Genomic DNA, 21,065 nt, shown 5'->3' with positions numbered 1-21,065 from the left:
AGGAGCGGAACCTGCATCGCACGACTGGGAGACCTTCGGCGAGGGCCACGTCGACACGGCCACCCGCATGCGTTTTCGCATCGGCCGGTAGCGGCCCCGGCGGGTCAGGCCAGCTTCCGCAGGTGCAGGTCCCGGGGGATGAAGATCGCCGCGACGAGGGTGATCACGGTGAGGCCCAGGACCCAGTAGACGACGGAGAGGGGTTGGCCGGTCACGCTGATCAGCCAGGTGCAGGCGTAGGTCGCGAGCCCACCGAAGATCGTCACGCCGAGCGCGAGGGTCATCGTGACCATGAGGCCACGGCGTCGTCCGGTGAGCAGCTCCACGATCGTCGCGACCGCCGTACCGCCGATCGCGGCCGAGAAGAAGGCGAGGACGAACTCGAGGAGGAGCACCGACCAGAACGCCTTTGTCTCGACGATCAACGCGAAGAGGGGGACGGTGAGCACCAGGTATCCGATGGCGGTGAAGAGGAACATCGGTCGGCGGCCGACCCGGTCCGAGACCCATCCGCCCACGGGGATGAGGCCTGCGGTCATCGCCGAGCCCAGTACCGTCGCCCACAGCCCACCCGCGCCGTCGACCCCGACGATGGAGAAGGCGAACGTGGGCATGAACGTGAGGGTGACGCCGGTCGTCGTCGCCCACAGGGCGATCAGGCCGAAGGCGATGAAGAACGCCTTGCCGTTCCCGCTGCGCGCGTCGACGGCCGCGGCCCCGACCTGCTCGTGCGCCGCCTGTAGCTCCCTGAACACCGGCGTCTCCTCGACCCTGCGGCGGGCGACCAGCACGAAGACGGCGAGCACCGCACCCACGAAGAAGGGGATGCGCCACCCCCACTCGGCCATCGCACTCGCCCCCAGCACCGTGTTGAGGGCCGCGGTCAGCAGTGCCCCCAGCAGCACGCCGGTCGTGGCGGCGGAGTTGAGGAAGCTGCCGTAGAAGCCTCGTTGCCTCGGGCCGGCCCACTCGACGAGGAAGATCCCCGCTGCGCCCTGCTCGCCACCCGCGGAGAGGCCCTGGACCAGTCGGCCGAGAACCACGAGGACCGTGCCCAGGCTTCCCGCGGTCGCATGTCCCGGTGCGAACCCGATGATCAGCGCTCCGCCCGCCATCAGCGACATCGAGACCAGCATCACCGGCTTGCGGCCGACGCGGTCGGCGAGCGAGCCGAAGACCAGCGCACCGATGGGCCGCGCGAGGAAGCCGACGAAGAAGATGACGAAGGTCGAGAGCAGCCCTGCCAAGGGATCGGCCGCGGGGAAGAACGTCTTGGCGATCTGCGGGGCGACGAAGCCGTAGACCGTGAAGTCGTACCACTCGAACACGTTGCCGACCGCGACCAGGGCGAGGGTCCGGCGGCGGGACGGTTTGCGGTCAGGTGCACCGAGGCGGACCTGGTGGGGGGTGTAAGTCATCGAGCTCCCCTTCGAACTCATCGGCGACCGCCGTCGTGGGTCGACGGCGTGCGCTCCCGGGAGACCGACGCCCGGGCGCCGCAGCCCGGCGATGATGTCCACGCCCGGATGCCCGGAGCGCCGAAGTTCTTCCTGGAAGAAGTGGGCGGCGGGGATCCTCGCGCCGCAGGATGATCGTTCCTCGAGTCGAGTTGGGAGGGGCGATGGCCGATCCCGTGGCGCGTCCGGGGTACGACCGGGAGCTCGAGGAGACGCTGGCCGCCCTTCCCCCGTTCCCGCTGCTGAACGACCACACGATCCAGGACCTGCGCGCTACCGTGCCCGACCCAGCCGTGTTCGAGGACGCGCTGCGCGACGCGGGCGTCGTCCGCGAGGATCTCCGGGTCCGGGGGCCCGGCGGCGACCTGGAGCTGATGGTGCTGCGACCGGCGGACAGCACGGGCACGCCCCCCGTGCTGCTGATGCTCCACGGCGGCGGGATGGTGCTCAGCGACCGGACCGGCAACATCCGGGAGCTGCACGTTCTCCGGTGGATCCGCCGGTTCGGGCTCGTCGTGATCAGCCCCGAGTACCGGCGAGCCCCCGAAGCCCCCGCCCCGGCCGGTGTCGAGGACTGCTACGCCGGCCTCGTATGGGTGGCGGCGAACGCCCGCTCACTGAACATCGACCCGGACCGGATCGTTCTCGCGGGCATCTCCGGGGGCGGCGGGCTGGCCGCGGGAACCGCGCTCATGGCCCGGGACCGGGGCGGTCCTGCCCCGGCGGCGCAGCTCCTGATCTGCCCGATGCTCGACGACCGCAACGCGACGGTGTCCGCCGGCAATACGCCGCGACGGAGGGTCCGTTCGCCGGCTGGCCGGCCGAGAACAACGCCTGGGCCTGGAACGCGGTGCTCGGCGAAGGCCATGCCGACCGTGACGACATCAGCCACTACGCCGCCCCCGGCAGAGCCGCCGACCTGTCCGGCCTGCCGCCCACCTACCTGGACGCCGGGTCGGCCGAGGTGTTCCGCGACGAGGTCGTCCAGTACGCCTCCCGGCTCTGGGCCTGCGGAACCCAGGCCGAGCTGCACATCTGGGCGGGCGGCTACCACGGGTTCGACCTCTTCGCCCCGCACGCACCGGTGTCCGTCGCCGCCCGGGCCGCACGGGAGGACTGGCTCGGGCGCGTCCTACTTTTCGGCGATCGCAGGTCGGCGTAGGAACGCGTTGCACGGCCCGATCAGACGTTGGTCGTCGGTGACGAACTGAAATCACACTGGACTAACGGGTTGTCGTGCGGCCCGCGCCGACCGAGACAGCGACGAGCGTGCAGGGCTCGATGCCGTAATTGCGCCATGCGTGCCGGGTGCCGTTCTGGACGACCACGTCGCCTGCCCGCAACACGACTCGCTCGCCGTCGTCGAGTTCGAGCGTCGCCTCGCCGTGCACGACCATGAGGTAGTCCATCGTGTCGGTGGTGTGCATCCCTGAGCCGTCGGGCTCCATGGAGGCCATCACGCCGGGCATCTGCCGCTCCAGGGTTCGAGGCGGTGTCGACCGCCGAGATCGCCAGCCGTGCCGGACTGAGCAAGGCGACGTTCTTTCGCCACTTTCTCGACAAGCCCGAGGTGCTGTTCTGGGGCCAGGACCTGCTCGCCAACACCTTCCGGCAGACCATCGCGGACAGCGCGGCAGGTGCCTCGCCGCTCGAGCTCGTGCGTGCCGCGGTCCTCGCCGTCGACCCCGTTTTCGACGCCGACCGGCACCATCACGCCGCGACCCGTCAACGCCTGATCGCTTCTTCGGCGACCTTGCACGAGCGCGCCGTGCTCAAGCGCGCAGCGCTTGCCCAGACGATGACCACAGCGCTGCAGGCTCGGGGCGTCGCGGGCGGGACGGCCGAGCTGGCCGGACTGGCCGGCACCGCGGCGTTCGGCGCGGCGTACGCGCGTTGGGCCGCGAGCCCGACCTATCGCAGGTTCGCCGGCTTCGCCCACCGCGAACTCGACCGGATTGCGTGCGCCGCAGCCGGCCTGAGCTAGACCCGCGCCCTGAGCGTCGACGAGGCGCGCGGCCTTCGGGCGAAGTTGCACGCCGATCAGCGCTGCCGGGACTGGGGCCTGGTCGACTTCACCGACTCCATGCTCGCGACGGGTCTGCGGATCGGCGAGGCGTCCGCGATGACTTGGGCTGCACTCGGTTCCGGAAGTTGGAGCTGCCAACCTGGGCGGTGGCGATGCTCGTGCGCCGTCGGGCCGCCGGCGCACCGAACCGGTGGCGCAGGCATGTAGGACTACCTCGGTCCCGTTGCCGACATGGTGTCCGACTCGTTCCGAACTCATCGCTACGACCAGCGCGGCTGTGGCCGCTCCCCAGCGAGCGAGAACTACAGCCTGGTCAGCTACGTCGCGGACCTGGACGAGCTGCGCCAGCACCTCGGGTACGCGCGTTGGTACGTATTCGGCCACTCCTTCGGGGCCACGTTTGGCCTCGAATACGCCGCGGTTCACGGCGACAGAGTGTCCGGCCTGGTCTACTGCAGCGGCGTCGGCCTCGGGTGGAAGACAACCGGTCGACGTACGTGGCCCGCAAGCGCCATCGGCTCAGCGACGCGGAAGCCCGTCGACTTGATGAGCTGGCGCAACAGGACCGCTCATGGGACGAGGAAGTCGAGTGGCGCATCCTCTCCTGGCTCCCGGACTTCGTCGACCCGATGACAGCCCGGGACTGGGCTCGCGCCGACGCCGAGACTCCATTACGGCTCAACCTCGCCTGCAACCGAGCCCTCAGCGCCGAAACTGGCGCCTGGAGCGAGTCCGACGAGCAGTCGCGCTGGAGCGCAGCGGCTCCGCCGGTCTGGATCATCCACGGCAGCGGCGATCCTCGACCGATCGATGGCCCACGGACGCTCGCGTCCGTTCTGACGCAGGCAGACTTTCACGAGTTGCCCGGGGCCGGTCACCAGCCGTGGCGCGAATGCCCCGACCTGGTCGCCAAGGTCCTGGCGAACGTCGCAGCTCATGCGGCGAACCAAGCCCTCTGACCAGCGCTTGACGATGCGGACGCGGCTACCCGCAAGATCAGCGATCAGCTCGGGCACGCGAAGATCAGCATGCCGCAGGATCGCTACCTCGGTCGTCGGCCACAGACCGGCAGACGACGGAGGTGCGGAGGGGGCTGTTCGGGGTGCCAGGCGACGAAAGAGTCCAAAAGTGTCCGCGAATCTTGATCCGAGATCACCAGCAAGCCCATGAGCAGGACGTTTGGTGGGCCCCCAGGGGATCGAACCCTGAACCCGCGGAGTCTGGTGCAGTGCTTACGGTCGACTGCCGTAACCACCACTGAGCTGGGGATTCCGGATCGGCCCCGCCGAGATCACTGGCGTCGTTCGGGGTCCGCCGCGGGCGTTTCGTGTCCCAAAGTTCCCCGCGCGACTTCCTCCGCGGCCGGCCGCCGACCGACCCCGAGTGAGTCACGGCCGAGCGCGAATCTGCCCGCGCCCAGGACGAGCACCCGCGACGGACAGTACTCGGGAGATCCGCTCGATACCGGCGGGCAGTCTCGCGCTCGGACGCGCTCTTCCCCCTGTCCCCCTCGTCCTGGCCGCATTGCTCGTCGGAGCGGTGGGGGCAAGGTTGGCGCTTGCCCCATCGCAAGGGCGCCGTAGGCGCCCCACCGTGGAGACGTGGATCATCCTCGGCCGAGGGGGATCGGAACTACTTCGGAGCACGCGCCACGGCGAGCAGGTGAGGCGTCGCGGCAGTGGCCGCCGGATCGGTCTCGGCCTGTTCGAGGCAGTGCAGTGCGAGGTCCCGCACCTCGGGATCGGCGAGCAGGCCGGCGAGGTCCGGAGCCCACGCGAGCATGCCTTCGACCGGGAGGACGCCCACGTCCTCGAAACCGGCCTCCACCACCTCGTCGCGGAGATCTGCGCAGGTGTGGAAGTAGGCCGTCGTGAAGTACCGGGGGTCGTCGTCCGGGTTGCGGTGCTGACCGCTCCGGAGGTCCTCGGTGAGGATCTCGACGAAGGCGCTGTCGGCGATCAGCCCGTGGTAGAAGCCGTCCATCGTGCTGGCATATCGGGAGATCGCGGCGACGGCGACAGGTGCGCCGGGACGGGCTACGCGACGGGCCTCGCGGAGTGCACGGAGCCGGTCGGCTCGTTCGACGAGGTGATAGAGCGGCCCGAGGAGGAGGACCGCGTCGTAGGAGTCGTCGGCGGCTTCCAGAGCCACCGCGTCCCCGACCGCAGCGGTGAAGGTGCCGACCGCGGCGGCCTGCTCGACGTGCTTGGGCACCGGGTCGACGAGGTGGACCGAGTGGCCGCGATCGGCCAGCCACGAGGCGTAGACACCGGCGCCACCGCCCACGTCGAGGATCGCGCTCGGTGCCGGGGGGAGGACCCGGTTGAGGATGATCCGGGTGCGCAGGAGCTCGAGGGACTCGGTGGCCGTCAATCGGGCCTGTTCGTCGGCGGCGGAGTAGTGCGCGACGAGCTCGGCACGTTCGTTCATGCGTAGCGACCGTAGCGGTTCCTGACGATCTTGCCATCGGATTCGGTCTTGGTGCGCGGCACACGCTCGGCGGGTGCGGCCGGCCCCGCGCCGCCGGAGGCGGCGCCTTGACCCGCCAGACCGGCCGGTGGTGAAGCGCTCGGCTCGGCGGCGGCAGGACGCGCCGAACCTCCCCCGCCGCCCGGTGGAGAACCGCACCGTGGTCGCCTGCCCCGCTGGGACGACCGCGCCAAGGCGTTCGTCGACCCGGACACCCGGGAACTGTTGCCCACCTTCGATGAGCGTGCGAGGACCTGGATCGGCCGGCGCACGTGGTCCGGTTCGGACGCAGGTGCACGCCAAAGGCATCCAACCCCGTCCGGGAGGTCGCTCGGATCGACAGCACGCCTGCTCGGCCGCCACGAGCACCGCCCGCAGAGGAGCGGCAGCGGTGGTTGGACGCTGTCCGGAGCAGAAAGAAGGCGAACGACTGGGACCTGCCGGACCTCACGCTGATGATGCTCGCGACGGGGTATCGCATCGGTGAGTCCCTGGCGATCGGCTGGTCTGAGGTCGACCTCGACGGTGCGGCGGTCGACGTGCGGTGGCGGCTCGTCCGGCGGACCGGCGTGGGTCTCCTCCGGCTGCCGTCGACGAAGAGCGGGCGGAAGGGTGAGCGGCTGATCCCGTTGCCGTCGTGGGCGGTCGCGATGTTGAAGCGCCGCGGCTGGCGATCGGCCCGAGTGTGGAGGCCGTGTTCCCCGATTCGCTCGGCAACTGGCGGGATCCATCGAACGTCCGGCGGGTGTGGCGAGAGGTGCGCGACGAGCTGGAGCTGGAGGGCTTCGTCAGCCACACGCTGCGCAAGACGGTGGCGAGCTTCCTCGATGACGCGGGCGTGTCCACCCGCAAGATCAGCGATCAGCTCGGGCACGCGAAGGTCAGCATGACCCAGGATCGCTACCTCGGCCGCCGGCTCACGGACCGGTGGACAGCGAAGGTACTCGAGGGGCTGTTCGGCGTGCCTGCGGACGAAAAGAGTCCCAAAAGTGTCCCTGGATCTTGATCCGAGATCACCGGCGAGCTCGTGACCAGCGGGTCTGGTGGGCCCCCAGGGGATCGAACCCTGAACCCGCGGATTAAAAGTCCGCTGCTCTGCCGATTGAGCTAGAGGCCCGTGGCTCCCCAGCGTAGCCGGAGGTGACCTGGACCCCGGCGATCACCGCGACCCACGCGCCCGCGGCGCGACGTGGGCGCCCGTGCGCCCCAATGGCCCAGTGCCGGACACGCAGGGGCACGGCTCGACACCCTGCTGGTACCTCGCCTGTCGTAACGCAGGGTCAGTGTTCGCGACGCTGAGCGACCACTCATTCTGAGGAACATGCGCCCACGTCACGTCCTCCCCGCAGTGGTCGGTGCCCTGCTCATGGCCGGTTGCGCCAGCCCGGAAGCCACTGTGCGCCCGGCGGCGTCGGTGACGTCGGGGCACAGCATCCAGGTGAGTGAGACCTTCCAGCGCGGTGGCGGACCGGCCGTCACCTACGACGAGCAGCTGGTGCCCGCGGGTGCGCGGGGCGCGGTGCAGTCGCGGTCCGGGGAGGGCACGACCACGGTGATGCTGGCGGCGCGCGGGCTCGAGCCGAACCGCGTGTACGGCGCCCACGTGCACACCGAGCCGTGCGGCGACGAGCCCGACGCGGCGGGCCCGCACTTCCAGTACGCGCCGGACCCGGTGCAGCCCAGCGTCGACCCCACGTTCGCGAACGCGCAGAACGAGATCTGGCTGGACCTCACCACCGACGAGACCGGGGCGGGCAGCGCCGAGTCCACGGTCGCCTGGACGTTCCCGCCCGACCGGCGTCCGAGGTCGGTCGTCATCCACACCGACCCGACGTCGTCCGAGCCCGGGCGGGCGGGCGACGCGGGCGGCCGGGTCGCCTGCATCTCCGCCGACTTCTGACGTCGGGGACAATGGGGCCCTGTGAGTGCCCCGACCGTCGCCCATCCGCTGCGCATCGGACCGTTCGTGTCCGACACCCCGGTGGTCCTCGCACCGATGGCGGGCATCACCAATCCCGGCTTCCGGCGCCTGTGCCGGGAGCAGGGCGCGGGTTTCTACGTCTGCGAGATGATCACGTCGCGGGGCATCGTCGAGAAGAACCCGCTGACGTTCCGCATGATCGAGTTCGATGCCGACGAGCACCCGCGGTCGATGCAGCTCTACGGGGTCGATCCGACCGCCATGGGCCTCGCCGTGCGGATGATCGTTGAGCGGGACCTCGCCGACCACATCGACATGAACTTCGGCTGCCCCGTTCCCAAGGTCACGCGGCGCGGTGGCGGGGCGGCGCTGCCGTACAAGCGCAAGCTGTTCGAACGGATCGTGCGCGCAGCGGTCGACAACGCGGGATCGGTGCCGGTCACCGTGAAGATGCGGATCGGCATCGACGACGAGCGCCACACCTACCTCGACGCGGCACGCCGGGCCGCCGACGCCGGGGTCGCCGCCGTCGCCCTGCACGCGCGCACGGCCGCGCAGCGCTACTCGGGCACCGCCGACTGGTCGGCGGTCGCGCGCCTGCGCGACGCGATGCCCGCGGAGCTGCCCGTGCTCGGCAACGGCGACATCTTCAGCGCGTCCGACGCGCTCGCGATGGTCGCGCAGACCGGCTGCGACGGGGTCGTCGTGGGACGCGGGTGCCTGGGCAGGCCGTGGCTGTTCGGCGACCTGGAGGCCGCGTTCGCGGGCAGGCCGCTGCCGGAGCCGCCCGACCTGGGCCGGGTCACCGCCACCATGCGCAGGCACGCCGAGCTGCTCATCGAGCACATGGGCGACCACAAGGGCATCCGCGACATGCGCAAGCACATCGCCTGGTACCTCAAGGGCTTCCCGGTGGGGTCCGAGCTGCGCCGCAGCCTGGGCCTGGTGAGCAGCCTCGACGAGCTGGACGAGCTGCTCGCCCAGCTCGACCCCGCCATCCCGTTCCCGGCCGAGGCCGACGGTCCGCGCGGGCGCCAGGGGTCGGCGGGCCGCGTCGTGCTCCCCGAGCACTGGTTGGACGACCCGGACGACCCGTCGGTGCCGTTGGGCGCGGAACTGGAGCATTCGGGCGGATGACCGGGCGCGGTCCGTAAACCCCGCAGCGGTCCGCTGCGACCGGTCGCCGCTCCGGAACGTCTGCACGTCGGCTGGTTCCTCCTTTACGGTCCGCGGACCTCAAGGCCGCGGCCCCGGCCGTCGACACAACGGGCATGACGATGCTCGACTCGTCGACGACGACCGCAGGCCGCCGCGAGCACCGGGTGCCGCCCGCGGCAGCGGGTGCGGCCTGGCACACCGCCGCCGCCGAGGAGCTCGCCGCCTCCGGTCGCTGGGAGCAGGCCTACCAGCACCTCCGCACGGCCGTCCGGATCCTGAACGGGCAGTCCGGCGTCGACGAGCTCGACCGGCTGCGCCGGGAGCACGCCGAGGCACGGGAGCAGAGCCGGCGCGACAGCCTCACCGCCACCTACAACCGCCGCTACCTCGACGAGCGGCTCGGTGCGCTGGTCGGCGACGTCGGGGCGGCCGGGATCGCGGTCGCGCTGCTGGACGTCGACCACTTCAAGCAGATCAACGACACCTACGGGCACCCGTTCGGCGACCGCGTGCTGCAGCGGCTCGTGGCCGTGGTCGACGCGAGCCTGCCCGACGGCGCGTTCTGCGCCCGCTACGGCGGCGAGGAGTTCGCGATCGTGCTGCCGGGACACGACCGCCACGAAGCCGTGCAGGTCGGTGAGACGACGCGCGAGCGGGTCGACGCCCACCCGTGGTCCGAGCTCGCGCCGGGGCTGCGCGTGACGGTCAGCATCGGCGTGGCGCACGGGTTCGGTCCGGTGACCGGACCCGACGGGTTGGTCGCCGGCGCGGACCGGCTCCTTTACGCCGCGAAGCACTCCGGGCGCAACGCAGTCGCCTTCCACGACGCCCACACCGGACACGTGCGCCTCGCCGGACCGGCGTCCGGCCGCCGGTCGATCCCACAGCCACCGGTCGTCGCACCCCACTGCGGTCAACCCCCAACTTCTCCGTAAGCTCCGATCGAGACGTTGAGGGGCGGGCTCGGGCGTGTTCGCGCCCGTGCCCGCCCTCTGTTCGTGCCGAGGAGGTGGGCGTGGAGGACGGTCCGTACCGTGCTCAGCGCCCTACCGGGGGCCGCCGACGCGCGCACGACGATCCCGAGGACGTCCTGGCGCGGTACGGCCTGCTCGACGCCGCCCCGGAAGGTGGCCGCGCGGCCCGGCGCCGGGCCGCGGAACAGGCAGATCTGCCGCTGACCGACAGCGGGCAGCACTCCGTCGAGGTGCCCTGGGTTCCGCGGGACTCGGCCCCGCGGCGCCGCGCGGCCGAACCGGACCTCGAGGACGCGCACCGGAGCAGCAATTTCGCGCCGGCGTCCTGGAACGGCGGCGGAGGCCGCCGGAGGGCACCGGAACCGGTCGACCTGCCCGCGGCCGTCCCACCGACCGGACCGCGACGGCGGCGCGCGGCTCCCGATGACGACCCCGCCTTCGCCGAGCCGGCCCTCGACGACCGGTGGCCCCGGCGCGCCGAACCACTCACCGCTCCCCCGGCAGGCGGTCGCAGGCGCCGCGCCGAAGATCCGGACGAACCCGTCGCGCCTCGCGGGCACCGGTCCGCGCCCGCGGACGATCCGCCGTGGCCCCTCGCGGCCGAACCGCCGGAGACCGGCGGACGGCGGTGGCGTGCGGAACCACCCGAGCACGCGGTCGCGCCCCGCCGCGGCCTCCCCGACGAGCCGGTCGACGGGCGGCGCTCCTCCAACGGGACCGCCCCCGGTGGACTCGGCCGGCGTCCGGTGGATGCCGCCCCACCCGTGCGCCGGCGGCGTGCACTCGACCCCGACACCCCGTACCCCGCCGACGACGCCGAGATCGACGGTGCACCGCACCCCTCGGGCACCACGTCTGCCCGCCGGCGGCGCGCAGGCGACCTCGACGTCCCCGAGCCCACGAGCGCCACGGGCTCCCGCCGCCGGGCAGCCGAACCCGACGCCCGGTGGCCCCTCGAGGACGCCGATCCCGGATGGCCGGCCCACCCCGCGGCGACCACCGCCCTGCCCGCCGTGGCCCGCCGCCGCGCACCCGACCCCGAGGCCCCGCAGCCCGCCGACCCCGGGTGGCCTCACCACCCACCGGGCACCCGGCGCCGGGCTGCCGACCCCGAAGCCCCGCAGCCCGTCGACTACGCCGACCTCGGCCGGCCTCCGCACCATGCGGACGCTCCAGCCACCCGCCGCCGGGCAGGCAGTCTCGACGCCCCACAGACCCCAGACGACGCCGAGCCCGGTTGGCCGGCCCACCCCGCGGCCACCACGGCACTGCCCACCGTGGCCCGCCGCCGCGCAACCGAGACACCGTCAGCCGCCGATCGCGCCGACCCCGGCCGGTCTCCCTACCCCGCGGGCGCCTCGGGCACCCGGCAGCCCATCGACGACGCCGACCCCGGTTGGCCGGGTCCCCCTGCCGGCGCTGCCCCCCGCCGCCGAGCAGCCGACCCCGACACCCCGCAACCCACCGACGACGCCGACCCCCGCCGGCCGGGCGCCAGGGCCTTCCGCCGCGAGGAAGCGGACCCCGATGCCTGGCGGCCCTCCGAGGACGCCGACGCCGGCCGGCCGAGCCAACCTCCGGCAAATCCGACCGCCGGCCGCCGACGGGCATCCGTCCCCGAGGCACCGCGCCCCGCCGACGCCGCGGGCCCCGGCCGGCGCCGGCGCGCAGCCGATGTCGAGGCGCAGCAGCCGGCCGACGACGCGGAGCCCGGTCGGCACCCCGTGGACGCCGCGGCCACGACCGCGATACCCGTGGCGGCCCGCCGCCGTCGCGCGCTCGCCCCCCAGGCCCCGTACTCCGACGACCCCGACGCCGACTCCGACTTCGACTCCGGGCGGCGTTCCCGGCCGACGGATGCGGCAGCTGCGCAGCCCCCGGCGGCCACCCGGCGCCGGGGTGCAGCCGCGCCCGATCCACCGCAGCCCGCCGACGCCCCGCCGACCACCACCCTCCCCGCCGGTGGAGCACCGCGGCGGCGACGCCCCGACGCGCCCGCAGCGGACGCCACGACCGCGATCCCCGCCCGTCGGCGTGGTGGCGATCCCGACGCGCCCGCCACCACGGCCCTGCCGAGCACCCGCCGTCGTCCCGGCCCTGCGGACGACGAGCCGTCCGATGACACGAGGGCACCCGAGACCACCGTGCTCCACGCGGGCGGTGTACGGGCCGGCCGTGGCACTGCGCCCGAAGAGGCCGCCGCCCGCCAGGCCGAGCGCGACCTCGACCCGCGCACCCGGGCGCTGCGCATCGACGAGACCCTTACGCGGCTGACAGCGGCGCACGCCGGGTTGACCCTCTCGGTCACCGACCGCCCCCCGCCGGAGCCGGCCGCACCGGTCCGGCGCAGCGGACCTGCCGCCGTCGCGGGGCGCGTGCTCGCGGGGGCTCTGGCGCTGGTCGTGCTCGCGGCCACGGCGTTCGGCTGGGGCACGAAGACCTGGCTGGGCACCGCCGTGCGCGACGCCGGAGCGCTGGATCCGAGCTCGAGCGCCGTCGTCGACGCGGCCGCCCAGGCAGGCGATGAGAACGTGCTGGTGGTGGCCGGTGAGCCGGGCGCCGACGAGGCCGGGCCGCGCGCCGACACCGTGGCCGTCGCCCACATCCCGGACGGCGGGGGCCCGGTCACCGTGCTCGCGTTCCCCCTGGACCTGGAGATCAACCGGCCCCCGTGCGAGACGTGGGACGCGGCCACGGCCTCCTACCGGGAGGAGCCGGTGCAGGCGGAGGCCCGCACCCAGCTCGTCAGCGCCCTCGACCTCGGCGGACCGCGCTGCATCACCCGGGTGGTGCAGCAGCTGAGCGGGCTCGCCATCACGAAGTACGTCGGGGTCGACCTCTCCAAGGTGCCCGCGATGACCGACGCGGTGGGCGGGGCGGAGGTCTGCGTGCCCCGGCCCGTGCTCGACGCGGTCCTCGGCCCGGTGGTGCCCGAACCGGGGCAGACCCGGCTCGCCGGCGTCCGGGTGAGCGACTACGTGCAGGCCGGCGACGTCGAGGGGGAACCCTCACCGGAGTACGGGCGCATCGAGCGCCAGCAGCAGGTGCTCGCCGCCGTGCTGAACTCGGCGGTGTCGGGCACGGCGCTGCTCGACGTCGGGCGGCTCATGGCGGTGCGTCCGGTGCTCGGCGACGCCGTGCTCACCGACGAGGCTGGGCTCGACCAGGTGCTCGCGCTCTCGATGACGCTGCGCCGCCTCGACGCCGACGGCGTGCAGTACGCGACGGTGCCCACCGCGGAGCAGAACAGCCGCGGCAACACGGTGATGCGGGACGCCGACGCGGCCGCCCTCTTCGCGGCCGTGCGCGGCGACGAGCCGCTGCCCGAGGGCGCCACCGACCCGGGCTCCGGATCGGCAGGCATCAGCCCGAGCGAGATCACGGTGCAGGTCGTCAACGCGTCCACCCGCTCCGGGCTCGCCGGGGAGGTGAGCGAGACGCTGAGCTCGCTCGGCTTCGACGTCGGTGAGCCCGAGAGCGCCGACCAGCCCACCTCCGAGACCGTGATCCGGTTCTCCCCCGACCAGGCCGCGGAGGCCGAGATGCTGCGGTCCACGGTGCCGTCGGCCACCGAGGTGCCCGATCCCGGCAGCACCGGTGTGCTGCAGTTGGTGCTCGGCCAGTCGTTCGACGACGTGGTGCGGGCCCCCGCGGAACCGATCGCCCTGTCCGCGCCCACCACCGAGGCCGAGGCGCCCGTGACCCCCGCTGTCACCTGCGCGTGAGGCCTCCTGACGTTCACCCCCGGTTCACCTGCCCGAACGGCAGTTCGTCCGGATCGCGACTAGTCTTGCCCCATGCGTGACGTCTACCAGGAGCAGCTCGACGAACTGGCGGGCGCACTGGCGGGGATGTGCACCCAGGTGGCGGACGCGATGAGCAAGGCCACGCGGTCGCTGCTCGAGGTCGATCTCCAGCTCGCCGAGGAAGTGATCTCGGAGGACGTCCGCGTCGACGAGATCCGCGCCCAGGCCGAGGAGAGGGCGTTCGCGCTGCTCGCGTTGCAGGCACCGGTGGCCACCGACCTGCGCATCGTGGTGTCGGCCATCCACGGGGCGGGCGACATCGAGCGGATGGGCGACCTCGCCCTGCACGTGGCCCAGGCGGCTCGCCGCCGCCACCCGCACCCCGTGCTGCCCGACGAGGTTGCGCCGTACTTCGCCGAGATGGGCCGCGTCGGCGTGGAGCTGGCGCTCAAGGCCGGCGACGTCATCCGCAGCCGTGACCTCACGCGCGCCGCCGAGCTCGAGAGCGACGACGACGCCATGGACGACCTGCACCGCCACATGTTCACCGTGCTCATGGACCGCAACTGGAGCCACGGCGTCGGCCCGGCGGTCGACATCACGCTGCTGGCCCGGTTCTACGAGCGCTACGCCGACCACGCCGTCGCCGTGGCCCGCCGGATCGTCTACGTCGTCACCGGTCAGATGCCCGGGCCGCTCACGGTCTGAGGTCCCGCGCGGTTCACCGGGCGTTCACCCGGAAGCCGCTGAGGCCTGTCCGCCGGCTTCTAGGCTCTCCCCGTGCCCCCAGCACCATTGCCGGAACAGCTGGCCGAGCTGTCCACGCTGCTCGGCCGGATGTGCGCGGACGCGGCCGGAGCGCTGCACCGCGCCACGGCCGCGCTCCTGGAGTCCCGGGAGCGGCTGGCCGCGCAGGTCGTGGCGGGCGACGAGGGGATCGACGCGCTCCGGGCCCGGGTCGAGGAGCTCGCGGCCGAGGCGCTGCTGTTCCACAGCCCGGTGGCGGGCGACCTGCGCGCGGTCGTGGCCGCGATCCGCACCGCGGACGACATCGAGCGCATGGGCGACCTGGCGCTGCACGTCGCCGAGGTCGTGCGGATGCGGCACCCCCAACCCGCGCTGCCCGCCGAGGTGCGGCCCGCGTTCGGGGAGATGGGGAAGGTCGCCGTGCGGCTCGCGCTCAAAGCGGCCGAGGTGGCCCGCACCCGCAACGTGATCATGGCGGCCGAGCTGGACACCGACGACGACGCGATGGACGTGCTGCACCGCGAGATGATGGAGGTGCTCATGGACGAGCACTGGCCGCACGGCGTGCGCACGGCCGTCGACGTCACCCTCCTGGCGCGCTACTACGAGCGCTTCGCCGACCATGCGGTGGTGGTGGCCCGCGAGACCGTCTACGCCGTCACGGGCCAGGAGCCCGACGCGCTCCCGATCTGACGAACGGCCGTGAGTGGATACGAGTGCTCCAGCACTCGTATCCACTCACGGGTGGTGGCAGGTCAGCCGAAGCGGCCGGAGACGTAGTCCTCGGTGGCCTTCTCCCTGGGCTGGGAGAAGATCGTCTTCGTCTCGTCCATCTCCACGAGCTTGCCGGGCTTGCCGGTGCCCTCGATGTTGAAGAAGCCGGTGTAGTCGCTCACGCGCGCGGCCTGCTGCATGTTGTGGGTGACGATGACGATCGTGTAGTCCATCTTGAGCTCATTGATCAGGTCCTCGATCGCGAGCGTGGAGATGGGGTCGAGGGCCGAGCAGGGCTCGTCCATCAGCAGCACGTCGGGCTGCACGGCGATCGCCCGGGCGATGCAGAGGCGCTGCTGCTGCCCGCCGGACAGGCCGGAGCCGGGCTTGTCGAGCCGGTCCTTGACCTCGTTCCAGAGGTTCGCGCCGCGCAGTGACTTCTCGACGAGCTCGTCGGTGGCGTCCTTCTTGAGCTTCTTGTTGTTCAGCCGCATCCCGGCGATCACGTTGTCGTAGATCGACATCGTGGGGAACGGGTTGGGCCGCTGGAACACCATCCCGATCTGGCGGCGGACGCCCACCGGGTCGACACCGGGCCCGTAGAGGTCCTGGCCGTCGAGCTCCAGCCTGCCCTCCACCCGGGCACCGGGGATGACCTCGTGCATGCGGTTGATCGAACGCAGGTACGTCGACTTCCCGCAGCCCGACGGGCCGATCAGCGCGGTGACGGTCTTCGGCCGGATCAGCATGCTGACGCCCTCGACCGCGCGGAACGATCCGTAGTAGATGTTCAGGTCCTTGGCTTCGATCGCCTTGCCCATCGCAGGGCTCCTATCGGGTCTTCGGTGCGAACACGCGGGCGATGAGGCGCGCCAGCAGGTTCAGCACCATGACGATGATGATCAGCACGAGGGCCGCGGTCCAGGCCCGTTCCAGGTACGGCTCGCGCGGCACACCGGGCGTGGCGTAGGAGAGGTAGGCGAAGACCGGCAGCGTGGCCGTGCGCCCGTCGAAGGCGTTGAAGTTCAGCGCCGTGGTGAGGCCGACGGCGACGAGCAGCGGCGCGGTCTCACCGATCACGCGGGCGATCGCCAGCGTGATGCCCGAGGCGATGCCGGCGATCGACGTCGGGATCACGACCTTGAGGATCGTGCGCCACTTCGGCACCCCCAGCGCGAACGCCGCCTCGCGCAGCTCGTTCGGCACGATCTTGAGCATCTCCTCGGTGGCCCGGACGACCACCGGGATCATCAGCACCGAGAGCGCCACCGACCCGGCGAAGCCGAGCCGCGCGCCGGGTCCGACCAGGTAGGTGAACAGCGCCACCGCGAACAAGCCGGCGACGATGGACGGGATGCCCGTCATGACGTCGACGAAGAACGTGATCGCCCGCGCCAGCCTGCCCTTGCCGTACTCCACCAGGTAGATCGCCGTGAGCAGGCCGACCGGGATCGACATCAGCGCGGCAAAGCCCGTGATGATCAGCGTGCCCATGATCGCGTGGTAGGCGCCGCCGCCCTCGCCGACGACGCCGCGCATCGAGAACGTGAAGAACTCGGCGTCGAACCGGACGATGCCCTGCGAGACCACCGTGTAGATCACCGAGATCAGCGGGATCACCGCGAGCGCGAACGCGCTGCTGACGACCACGGTGACCAGCCGGTCGGTGGCCTTGCGCGCGCCCTCGACGATCCGCGACGCGATGTAGAGACCGATCGTGAAGAGCACGACCGTGCCGACGACGAAGAGCCCGACGCTGAACCCGACCGCGGCCAGCGATCCGCCGACGACGGCCGCGGACGCCGCGAGCCCGCCGGGAACCGCCCAGTTGGGCAGCCGTCCCGAGACCGCGAGCCTGCTCGACGGCGGCGGGAGCGTGCTCTCGCGTCCTCGCTGCTCGGTGGTGTCGACCGTCATCAGTTGGCCCCCGAGAACTCTCGGCGTCGGTTGATGATGTAGCGCGCGATGGAGTTCACCGCGAGGGTGATGAGGAACAGCACCAGCCCGGACGCGATCAGGACGTTGACGCCCAGCCCGCTCGCCTCCGGGAACTGCAGGGCGATGTTGGCCGCGATCGTGGACGGGTTGCCGTTGGAGATCAGGTTGAACGTGATCCCACCGGACACCGAGAGCACGATCGCGACGGCCATGGTCTCGCCGAGCGCGCGGCCGAGGCCGAGCATGGCGCCGGAGATGATGCCGGAGCGGCCGAACGGCAGCACCGCCATGCGGATCATCTCCCAGCGCGTGGCACCGAGGGCCAGCGCGGCCTCCTCGTGCAGCTTGGGCGTCTGCAGGAAGACCTCCCGCGAGACCGCCGTGATGATCGGCAGGATCATCACGGCCAGCACGACGCCCGCCACGAGCATGGTGCGGCCGGTGGCCGACACCGGCCCGGCGAACAGCGGGATGAACCCGAGGCTCGACTCCAGCCACTGCATCAGCGGCACGGTGGCGGGCGCGAGCGTCCACGCTCCCCACAGGCCGTACACGATGCTCGGCACGGCGGCGAGCAGGTCGACGACGTAGCCGAGGCCCTGGGAGATCCGCCGCGGCGCGTAGTGGGTGATGAACAGGGCGACCGCGACGGCGAGCGGCGTCGCGATGATCAACGCGAGGACCGCGGCGAGCAGGGTGCCGAAGATCAGCGGGACGACGTAGGCCGCGAAGCCTGCGCCGCCGGGGATGTCGGCGGCGGGCGCCGTGAGCGCGGGCGCCGCCTCCACGAGCAGGAAGACCGCGACCCCGGCCAGCACGACCAGGATGAGGATGCCCGCGCCCTTCGCCATGCCGGCGAAGACGCGGTCCCCGGGTTGCACGACGGGCTTGGTGGAGCCGGACGCCGATCGCGTGCCGGCAGCCGCAGGCCCCGGGCTGGTTTCGGTACTCACATGATCCCTTCCGGCGAAGCGTCGCGGAAGATGGAGGGCGCGCGACGGGCCGACGGCCCGGACAGCGTCATGATGACGATCGTCCGGGCCGCGCGGCTACGTGATGTCGCGCTCACGTCATCCCGCCGCGGCGATGGCGTCGATCGCGGGCTGGAACGTGCTGCGCTGGTTGGCGGAGATCGGCGCGTTGCCGGCGTTCTGCTGCGCCTGCGACTGCCCCTCGGCGCTGGCCATGAAGTCGACGAACGCCTTGACGGTGGCGGCCTGCGCCGGGTCGGAGTACTGGGTGCAGGCGATCGTGTAGGACACGAGCACGATCGGGTAGGCGCCCGGGGTGTCGCGCTTCAGCTCGACGGCGAAGTTGTACCGGCCCTGGCCCTCGACCCGCGGGGACGCCTCGACGACGGCCGCCGCGGCCTCCGGCGTCGGGTCGACCGGGGTGTCACCCACCACGACGTCGACGGTGCCGAGGTCGCCCGCCTGGCTGAGGTCGGCGTAGCCGATGGTGCCCTGCCCGCCCTGGACGGAGCCGATCACACCGGAGGTGCCCTGCGCGGCCTCACCGCCCTGGACCGGCCACACACCGTCGGGCTCGTGCGGCCAGTCGGCGCCCGCCGCCTCGGCGAGGTACTCGGTGAAGTTCTCGGTGGTGCCGGACTCGTCCGAGCGGTTCACCGGCGTGATCGCGGTGGCGGGAAGCTGCACGCCCGGGTTCTCCGCGGCGATCGCCGGGTCGTTCCACGTGGTGATCTGCCGGTTGAAGACCTTGGCGATCGTGGCGGCCGACATCTGCAGGTTGTCGACGCCCTCCAGGTTGAACACCACCGCGATCGGCGAGATGTACAGCGGCATCTGGATGACGTTGTCCGCGCCGCCGCAGACCTGCTGCGCGGCGGGCAGCTCCTCCTCGTCCAGGGCGGCGTCGCTGCCCGCGAACTGCACGGCGCCGGCCGTGAACTGGGTGCGGCCCGCACCGGACCCGGTGGGGTCGTAGTTGATCGTGGCGTCGGGCGCGAGGCTGCTGAAGCCCGCGATCCAGGCCTCCATCGCGGCCTGCTGCGAGGTGGCGCCGGCGCCGGCGATGGTGCCGGAGACGTCGCCGGCCACCGAGGCGTCACCGCCTGCGGGCGGCGCGGCGGTCTCGTTGGCCGCACCACAACCGGCGAGCAGGATCGCGCTGCCGGCGGCGACGCCGACCGCGGCGAGTCGGGCACGGGAGCCGTGCCGCAGGGTGTTCACCTGTGTTCCTCCGTACGTGGGTTCCCGTGCAACGGGCGCGCGGCTCGGGGCCGCTCGGGCGTGACGGTAGGTAAGGCCGGTGGACGGTCCTCACCGTTGGGGTGAACGGAAGATGAACAGGTCAGCCGGGTGAGCGAGCACACTCATCCAGGGCCCGTCGTGATCTCGCCGTGACCTGCGTGGACGTGATCATCCACATCGCCGCGCGGGTAGCCGCGGGGTGAACAACCGTCAGCGGCGGTACAGAACATCGGCCTGCCAACGGGTGAACCCCAGGCCGCTGTAGAGCCGCACCGCGGGCGCGTTGTCCGCCTCGACGTAGAGCAGGACGTCGTGCAGCCCGCGCTCCCGGAGGTGGTGCAGGCCGGCAACGGTGAGCGCGGCGCCCAGCCGCATCCCGCGCGCGGCCGGGTCGACGCCCAGCACGTACACCTCACCGATCGGTTCGGTCCCGCCGTGGACCTTCGTCCAGTGGAAGCCGAGCAGCCGGTCCGACTCGTCCACTGCCAGCAGGAAACCGGCGGGGTCGAACCACGCCTCGGCCTCCCGCAGCCGCAGCTGCGAGCTGTCCCAGCCGCCCTGTTCCGGGTGCCAGTCGAAGGCGGCGTTGTTGACCCGCAGGAACTCCTCGTCGTCCTGCCCCGGCACGAACGCGCGCAGGCGGACCCCCTCCGGCAGCTGCGGCTCCGGCAGCGGCGCGAGCAGGCTGCGCCGCATCTGCCACAGCTCCCGCACCGGGGCGAACCCGAGCCGGGCCGCGAGCGCCACGGCACCGGGGTGCTGCCCGTGCGCCCAGACGCGCAACGTGCCGCCCGAACGCGTGAGCGCCTCCTCCACGATCCGCCTGCCGAGACCCGCCCTGCGGTGCTCGGGGTGCACCACGAGCTCCGCGACCCCCTCGGCCGCGTCGAGCTGGGCCACCCCGCGCAACGCGCCGCCGTCGACGGCCAGCAGGTGGGCCATGGCGTCGTCGGCGAGGTGCATCAGCACGTGCTCGCCGAGCGGCGCGGTGCCGTCGACGCCCTCCGCCGCCGCGGCGAGCGCCCTCACCTCGGCGGCCTGCGACTCGTCCAGTCCCGCATGCCACGACAGCTCGATCACGGTCCCGACGGTAGCGCGGCCCGGAGACGAGTGGGTCGTGCCGGACGACCCGGCCCCCTCCCCCTGCTCGTCCGACCTGGGTCGGCGTTGATCGAGGGAAGGCTCGAGCCGCACACCAGGGTCGCCGGAAGTGCAGCTCGGAGGCGCCGCGAGACCAATGATCGCCACGAGTCGCGCAACACGGTCCTCAGGAGAGCCGGCAGGTACTGCTCGCACCGGTTGATCGAACCGAGCAGCACCTCACGGTCGCCCCGCAACAGCCCTGTACTTCTCGAGCCTCCAGCGAGGTCGGGCTGGCTCTTGTGGAGCGGCCCACGACCTCCGACCTCCTCACGAGGCGCCCGCGGAACGTCGCCGTCGCGAGTCGCACAACACGGTCCTCAGGAGAGCCGGGAGGTACTGCTCGCGCCGGTTGATCGAACCGAGCAGTACCTCCCGGCGACCCCTCGACACTCTGGTACTTCCCGAGCCCCGGCCTCCTTGGCCAACGAGCGGAACGCCCCGAGCCGCACACCGGGGCCGCTGCGACAGCCGAGGAGTGCCGGACCTCCGCGACCTCTCCGGCAGCACCGGTCATTGCCACGAGCCGCGCAACACGGCCCTCAGGAGAGCCGACAGGTAC

The 21,065-nt window shown here is 72.3% G+C and carries 18 protein-coding genes, 1 tRNA gene and 1 pseudogene; 11 read left to right on the top strand and 9 right to left on the bottom strand.

Features of this window, described 5'->3' with window-relative positions; translation table 11 throughout:
- Nucleotides 1-104: 104 nt before the first annotated feature.
- Nucleotides 105-1,418, bottom strand: a complete 1,314-nt coding sequence (locus ACFPL3_RS09710; RefSeq protein WP_343942719.1) for an MFS transporter — start codon at nucleotides 1,416-1,418, stop codon at nucleotides 105-107.
- A 170-nt stretch (nucleotides 1,419-1,588) separates the two neighbouring features.
- Between ACFPL3_RS09710 and ACFPL3_RS09705 the strand changes: the two are divergent.
- Both ACFPL3_RS09705 and ACFPL3_RS09700 read left to right on the top strand, forming a co-directional pair.
- A pseudogene (locus tag ACFPL3_RS09705) lies at nucleotides 1,589-2,167 on the top strand (alpha/beta hydrolase); the annotation flags it as partial.
- Nucleotides 2,050-2,619, top strand: a complete 570-nt coding sequence (locus ACFPL3_RS09700) for an alpha/beta hydrolase (protein ID WP_343942720.1) — start codon at nucleotides 2,050-2,052, stop codon at nucleotides 2,617-2,619. The pseudogene ACFPL3_RS09705 and the gene ACFPL3_RS09700, both read left to right, overlap by 118 nt.
- A 61-nt stretch (nucleotides 2,620-2,680) precedes the next feature.
- Here the strand turns inward: ACFPL3_RS09700 and ACFPL3_RS09695 are convergent, their stop codons facing one another.
- Nucleotides 2,681-2,926: a cupin domain-containing protein gene (locus ACFPL3_RS09695; protein WP_343942721.1), complete on the bottom strand. Its 246-nt coding sequence runs from the start codon at nucleotides 2,924-2,926 to the stop codon at nucleotides 2,681-2,683.
- 23 nt (nucleotides 2,927-2,949) lie between these two features.
- Here ACFPL3_RS09695 and ACFPL3_RS09690 point away from each other — a divergent pair, with 23 nt between their 5' ends.
- Both ACFPL3_RS09690 and ACFPL3_RS09685 read left to right on the top strand, forming a co-directional pair.
- Nucleotides 2,950-3,441 (top strand): TetR/AcrR family transcriptional regulator, encoded by a 492-nt coding sequence (locus ACFPL3_RS09690; RefSeq protein WP_343942722.1) that lies wholly within the window; start codon nucleotides 2,950-2,952, stop codon nucleotides 3,439-3,441.
- A 273-nt stretch (nucleotides 3,442-3,714) separates the two neighbouring features.
- Entirely contained in the window at nucleotides 3,715-4,116 is a 402-nt protein-coding gene (locus tag ACFPL3_RS09685; RefSeq protein WP_379588755.1) for an alpha/beta fold hydrolase, read from the top strand.
- Nucleotides 4,117-5,115: 999 nt separating this feature from the next.
- On the opposite strand, the gene ACFPL3_RS09680 is transcribed toward ACFPL3_RS09685, so the two are convergent.
- Nucleotides 5,116-5,913: a class I SAM-dependent methyltransferase gene (locus ACFPL3_RS09680; RefSeq protein ID WP_343942724.1), complete on the bottom strand. Its 798-nt coding sequence runs from the start codon at nucleotides 5,911-5,913 to the stop codon at nucleotides 5,116-5,118.
- Between the two features lie 676 nt (nucleotides 5,914-6,589).
- Between ACFPL3_RS09680 and ACFPL3_RS09675 the strand changes: the two genes are divergently transcribed.
- Nucleotides 6,590-6,958 (top strand): tyrosine-type recombinase/integrase, encoded by a 369-nt coding sequence (locus ACFPL3_RS09675; RefSeq protein ID WP_343942725.1) that lies wholly within the window; start codon nucleotides 6,590-6,592, stop codon nucleotides 6,956-6,958.
- Between the two features lie 35 nt (nucleotides 6,959-6,993).
- Here the strand turns inward: ACFPL3_RS09675 and ACFPL3_RS09670 are convergent.
- Nucleotides 6,994-7,069, bottom strand: a tRNA-Lys gene (locus ACFPL3_RS09670).
- A 321-nt stretch (nucleotides 7,070-7,390) separates the two neighbouring features.
- Between ACFPL3_RS09670 and ACFPL3_RS09665 the strand changes: the two genes are divergently transcribed.
- The 6 genes from ACFPL3_RS09665 (at nucleotide 7,391) to phoU (ACFPL3_RS09640) (ending at nucleotide 15,191) form a co-directional block, all read left to right on the top strand.
- Nucleotides 7,391-7,852, top strand: a complete 462-nt coding sequence (locus ACFPL3_RS09665; RefSeq protein ID WP_343942726.1) for a superoxide dismutase family protein — start codon at nucleotides 7,391-7,393, stop codon at nucleotides 7,850-7,852.
- A gap of 21 nt (nucleotides 7,853-7,873) precedes the next feature.
- Nucleotides 7,874-9,010 (top strand): tRNA dihydrouridine synthase DusB, encoded by a 1,137-nt coding sequence (gene dusB / locus ACFPL3_RS09660; RefSeq protein WP_343942727.1) that lies wholly within the window; start codon nucleotides 7,874-7,876, stop codon nucleotides 9,008-9,010.
- A gap of 134 nt (nucleotides 9,011-9,144) precedes the next feature.
- Nucleotides 9,145-9,966: a GGDEF domain-containing protein gene (locus tag ACFPL3_RS09655; RefSeq protein ID WP_343942728.1), complete on the top strand. Its 822-nt coding sequence runs from the start codon at nucleotides 9,145-9,147 to the stop codon at nucleotides 9,964-9,966.
- Nucleotides 9,967-10,046: 80 nt separating this feature from the next.
- Nucleotides 10,047-13,730, top strand: a complete 3,684-nt coding sequence (locus ACFPL3_RS09650) for an LCP family glycopolymer transferase (protein ID WP_379588753.1) — start codon at nucleotides 10,047-10,049, stop codon at nucleotides 13,728-13,730.
- 72 nt (nucleotides 13,731-13,802) lie between these two features.
- Nucleotides 13,803-14,459: a phosphate signaling complex protein PhoU gene (phoU, locus tag ACFPL3_RS09645; RefSeq protein WP_343946822.1), complete on the top strand. Its 657-nt coding sequence runs from the start codon at nucleotides 13,803-13,805 to the stop codon at nucleotides 14,457-14,459.
- Nucleotides 14,460-14,531: 72 nt separating this feature from the next.
- Nucleotides 14,532-15,191 (top strand): phosphate signaling complex protein PhoU, encoded by a 660-nt coding sequence (phoU, locus tag ACFPL3_RS09640; RefSeq protein WP_343946821.1) that lies wholly within the window; start codon nucleotides 14,532-14,534, stop codon nucleotides 15,189-15,191.
- Between the two features lie 62 nt (nucleotides 15,192-15,253).
- On the opposite strand, the gene pstB is transcribed toward phoU (ACFPL3_RS09640), so the two are convergent.
- The 5 genes from pstB to mshD form a co-directional block, all read right to left on the bottom strand.
- Nucleotides 15,254-16,033 carry a phosphate ABC transporter ATP-binding protein PstB gene (pstB, locus tag ACFPL3_RS09635; protein WP_343946820.1) on the bottom strand — a complete coding sequence of 260 codons (780 nt, stop codon included), beginning with the start codon at nucleotides 16,031-16,033 and terminating at the stop codon, nucleotides 15,254-15,256.
- 10 nt (nucleotides 16,034-16,043) lie between these two features.
- Nucleotides 16,044-17,129, bottom strand: coding sequence for a phosphate ABC transporter permease PstA (gene pstA / locus ACFPL3_RS09630; RefSeq protein WP_343946819.1), 1,086 nt, complete (start codon nucleotides 17,127-17,129; stop codon nucleotides 16,044-16,046).
- Nucleotides 17,129-18,031, bottom strand: a complete 903-nt coding sequence (gene pstC, locus ACFPL3_RS09625; RefSeq protein WP_343946818.1) for a phosphate ABC transporter permease subunit PstC — start codon at nucleotides 18,029-18,031, stop codon at nucleotides 17,129-17,131. Before pstC ends, pstA begins: the two co-directional genes overlap by 1 nt.
- Before the next feature lie 189 nt (nucleotides 18,032-18,220).
- Complete coding sequence (pstS, locus tag ACFPL3_RS09620; RefSeq protein ID WP_379588786.1) at nucleotides 18,221-19,333, bottom strand: phosphate ABC transporter substrate-binding protein PstS; 1,113 nt, start codon at nucleotides 19,331-19,333, stop codon at nucleotides 18,221-18,223.
- A gap of 240 nt (nucleotides 19,334-19,573) precedes the next feature.
- Nucleotides 19,574-20,443 (bottom strand): mycothiol synthase, encoded by an 870-nt coding sequence (mshD, locus tag ACFPL3_RS09615; protein WP_379588751.1) that lies wholly within the window; start codon nucleotides 20,441-20,443, stop codon nucleotides 19,574-19,576.
- Between the last annotated feature and the right edge of the window lie 622 nt (nucleotides 20,444-21,065).

It is taken from the genome of Pseudonocardia zijingensis (assembly GCF_042657305.1).
Classification (GTDB): Bacteria; Actinomycetota; Actinomycetes; order Mycobacteriales; family Pseudonocardiaceae; genus Pseudonocardia; species Pseudonocardia zijingensis.
This window is presented reverse-complemented; position numbering and strand designations above follow the sequence as displayed.

Bases quoted from the DNA above. Each gene is read 5' to 3' on its own strand.
- ACFPL3_RS09655 (WP_343942728.1), top strand. From the start codon at position 9,145: ATGACGATGCTCGACTCGTCGACGACGACCGCAGGCCGCCGCGAGCAC.
- pstA (WP_343946819.1), bottom strand. From the start codon at position 17,129: ATGACGGTCGACACCACCGAGCAGCGAGGACGCGAGAGCACGCTCCCG.
- pstB (WP_343946820.1), bottom strand. From the start codon at position 16,033: ATGGGCAAGGCGATCGAAGCCAAGGACCTGAACATCTACTACGGATCG.
- ACFPL3_RS09695 (WP_343942721.1), bottom strand. From the start codon at position 2,926: ATGCCCGGCGTGATGGCCTCCATGGAGCCCGACGGCTCAGGGATGCAC.
- ACFPL3_RS09680 (WP_343942724.1), bottom strand. From the start codon at position 5,913: ATGAACGAACGTGCCGAGCTCGTCGCGCACTACTCCGCCGCCGACGAA.
- ACFPL3_RS09685 (WP_379588755.1), top strand. From the start codon at position 3,715: ATGGTGTCCGACTCGTTCCGAACTCATCGCTACGACCAGCGCGGCTGT.
- ACFPL3_RS09710 (WP_343942719.1), bottom strand. From the start codon at position 1,418: ATGACTTACACCCCCCACCAGGTCCGCCTCGGTGCACCTGACCGCAAA.
- ACFPL3_RS09700 (WP_343942720.1), top strand. From the start codon at position 2,050: ATGGGTGGCGGCGAACGCCCGCTCACTGAACATCGACCCGGACCGGAT.
- phoU (WP_343946822.1), top strand. From the start codon at position 13,803: ATGCGTGACGTCTACCAGGAGCAGCTCGACGAACTGGCGGGCGCACTG.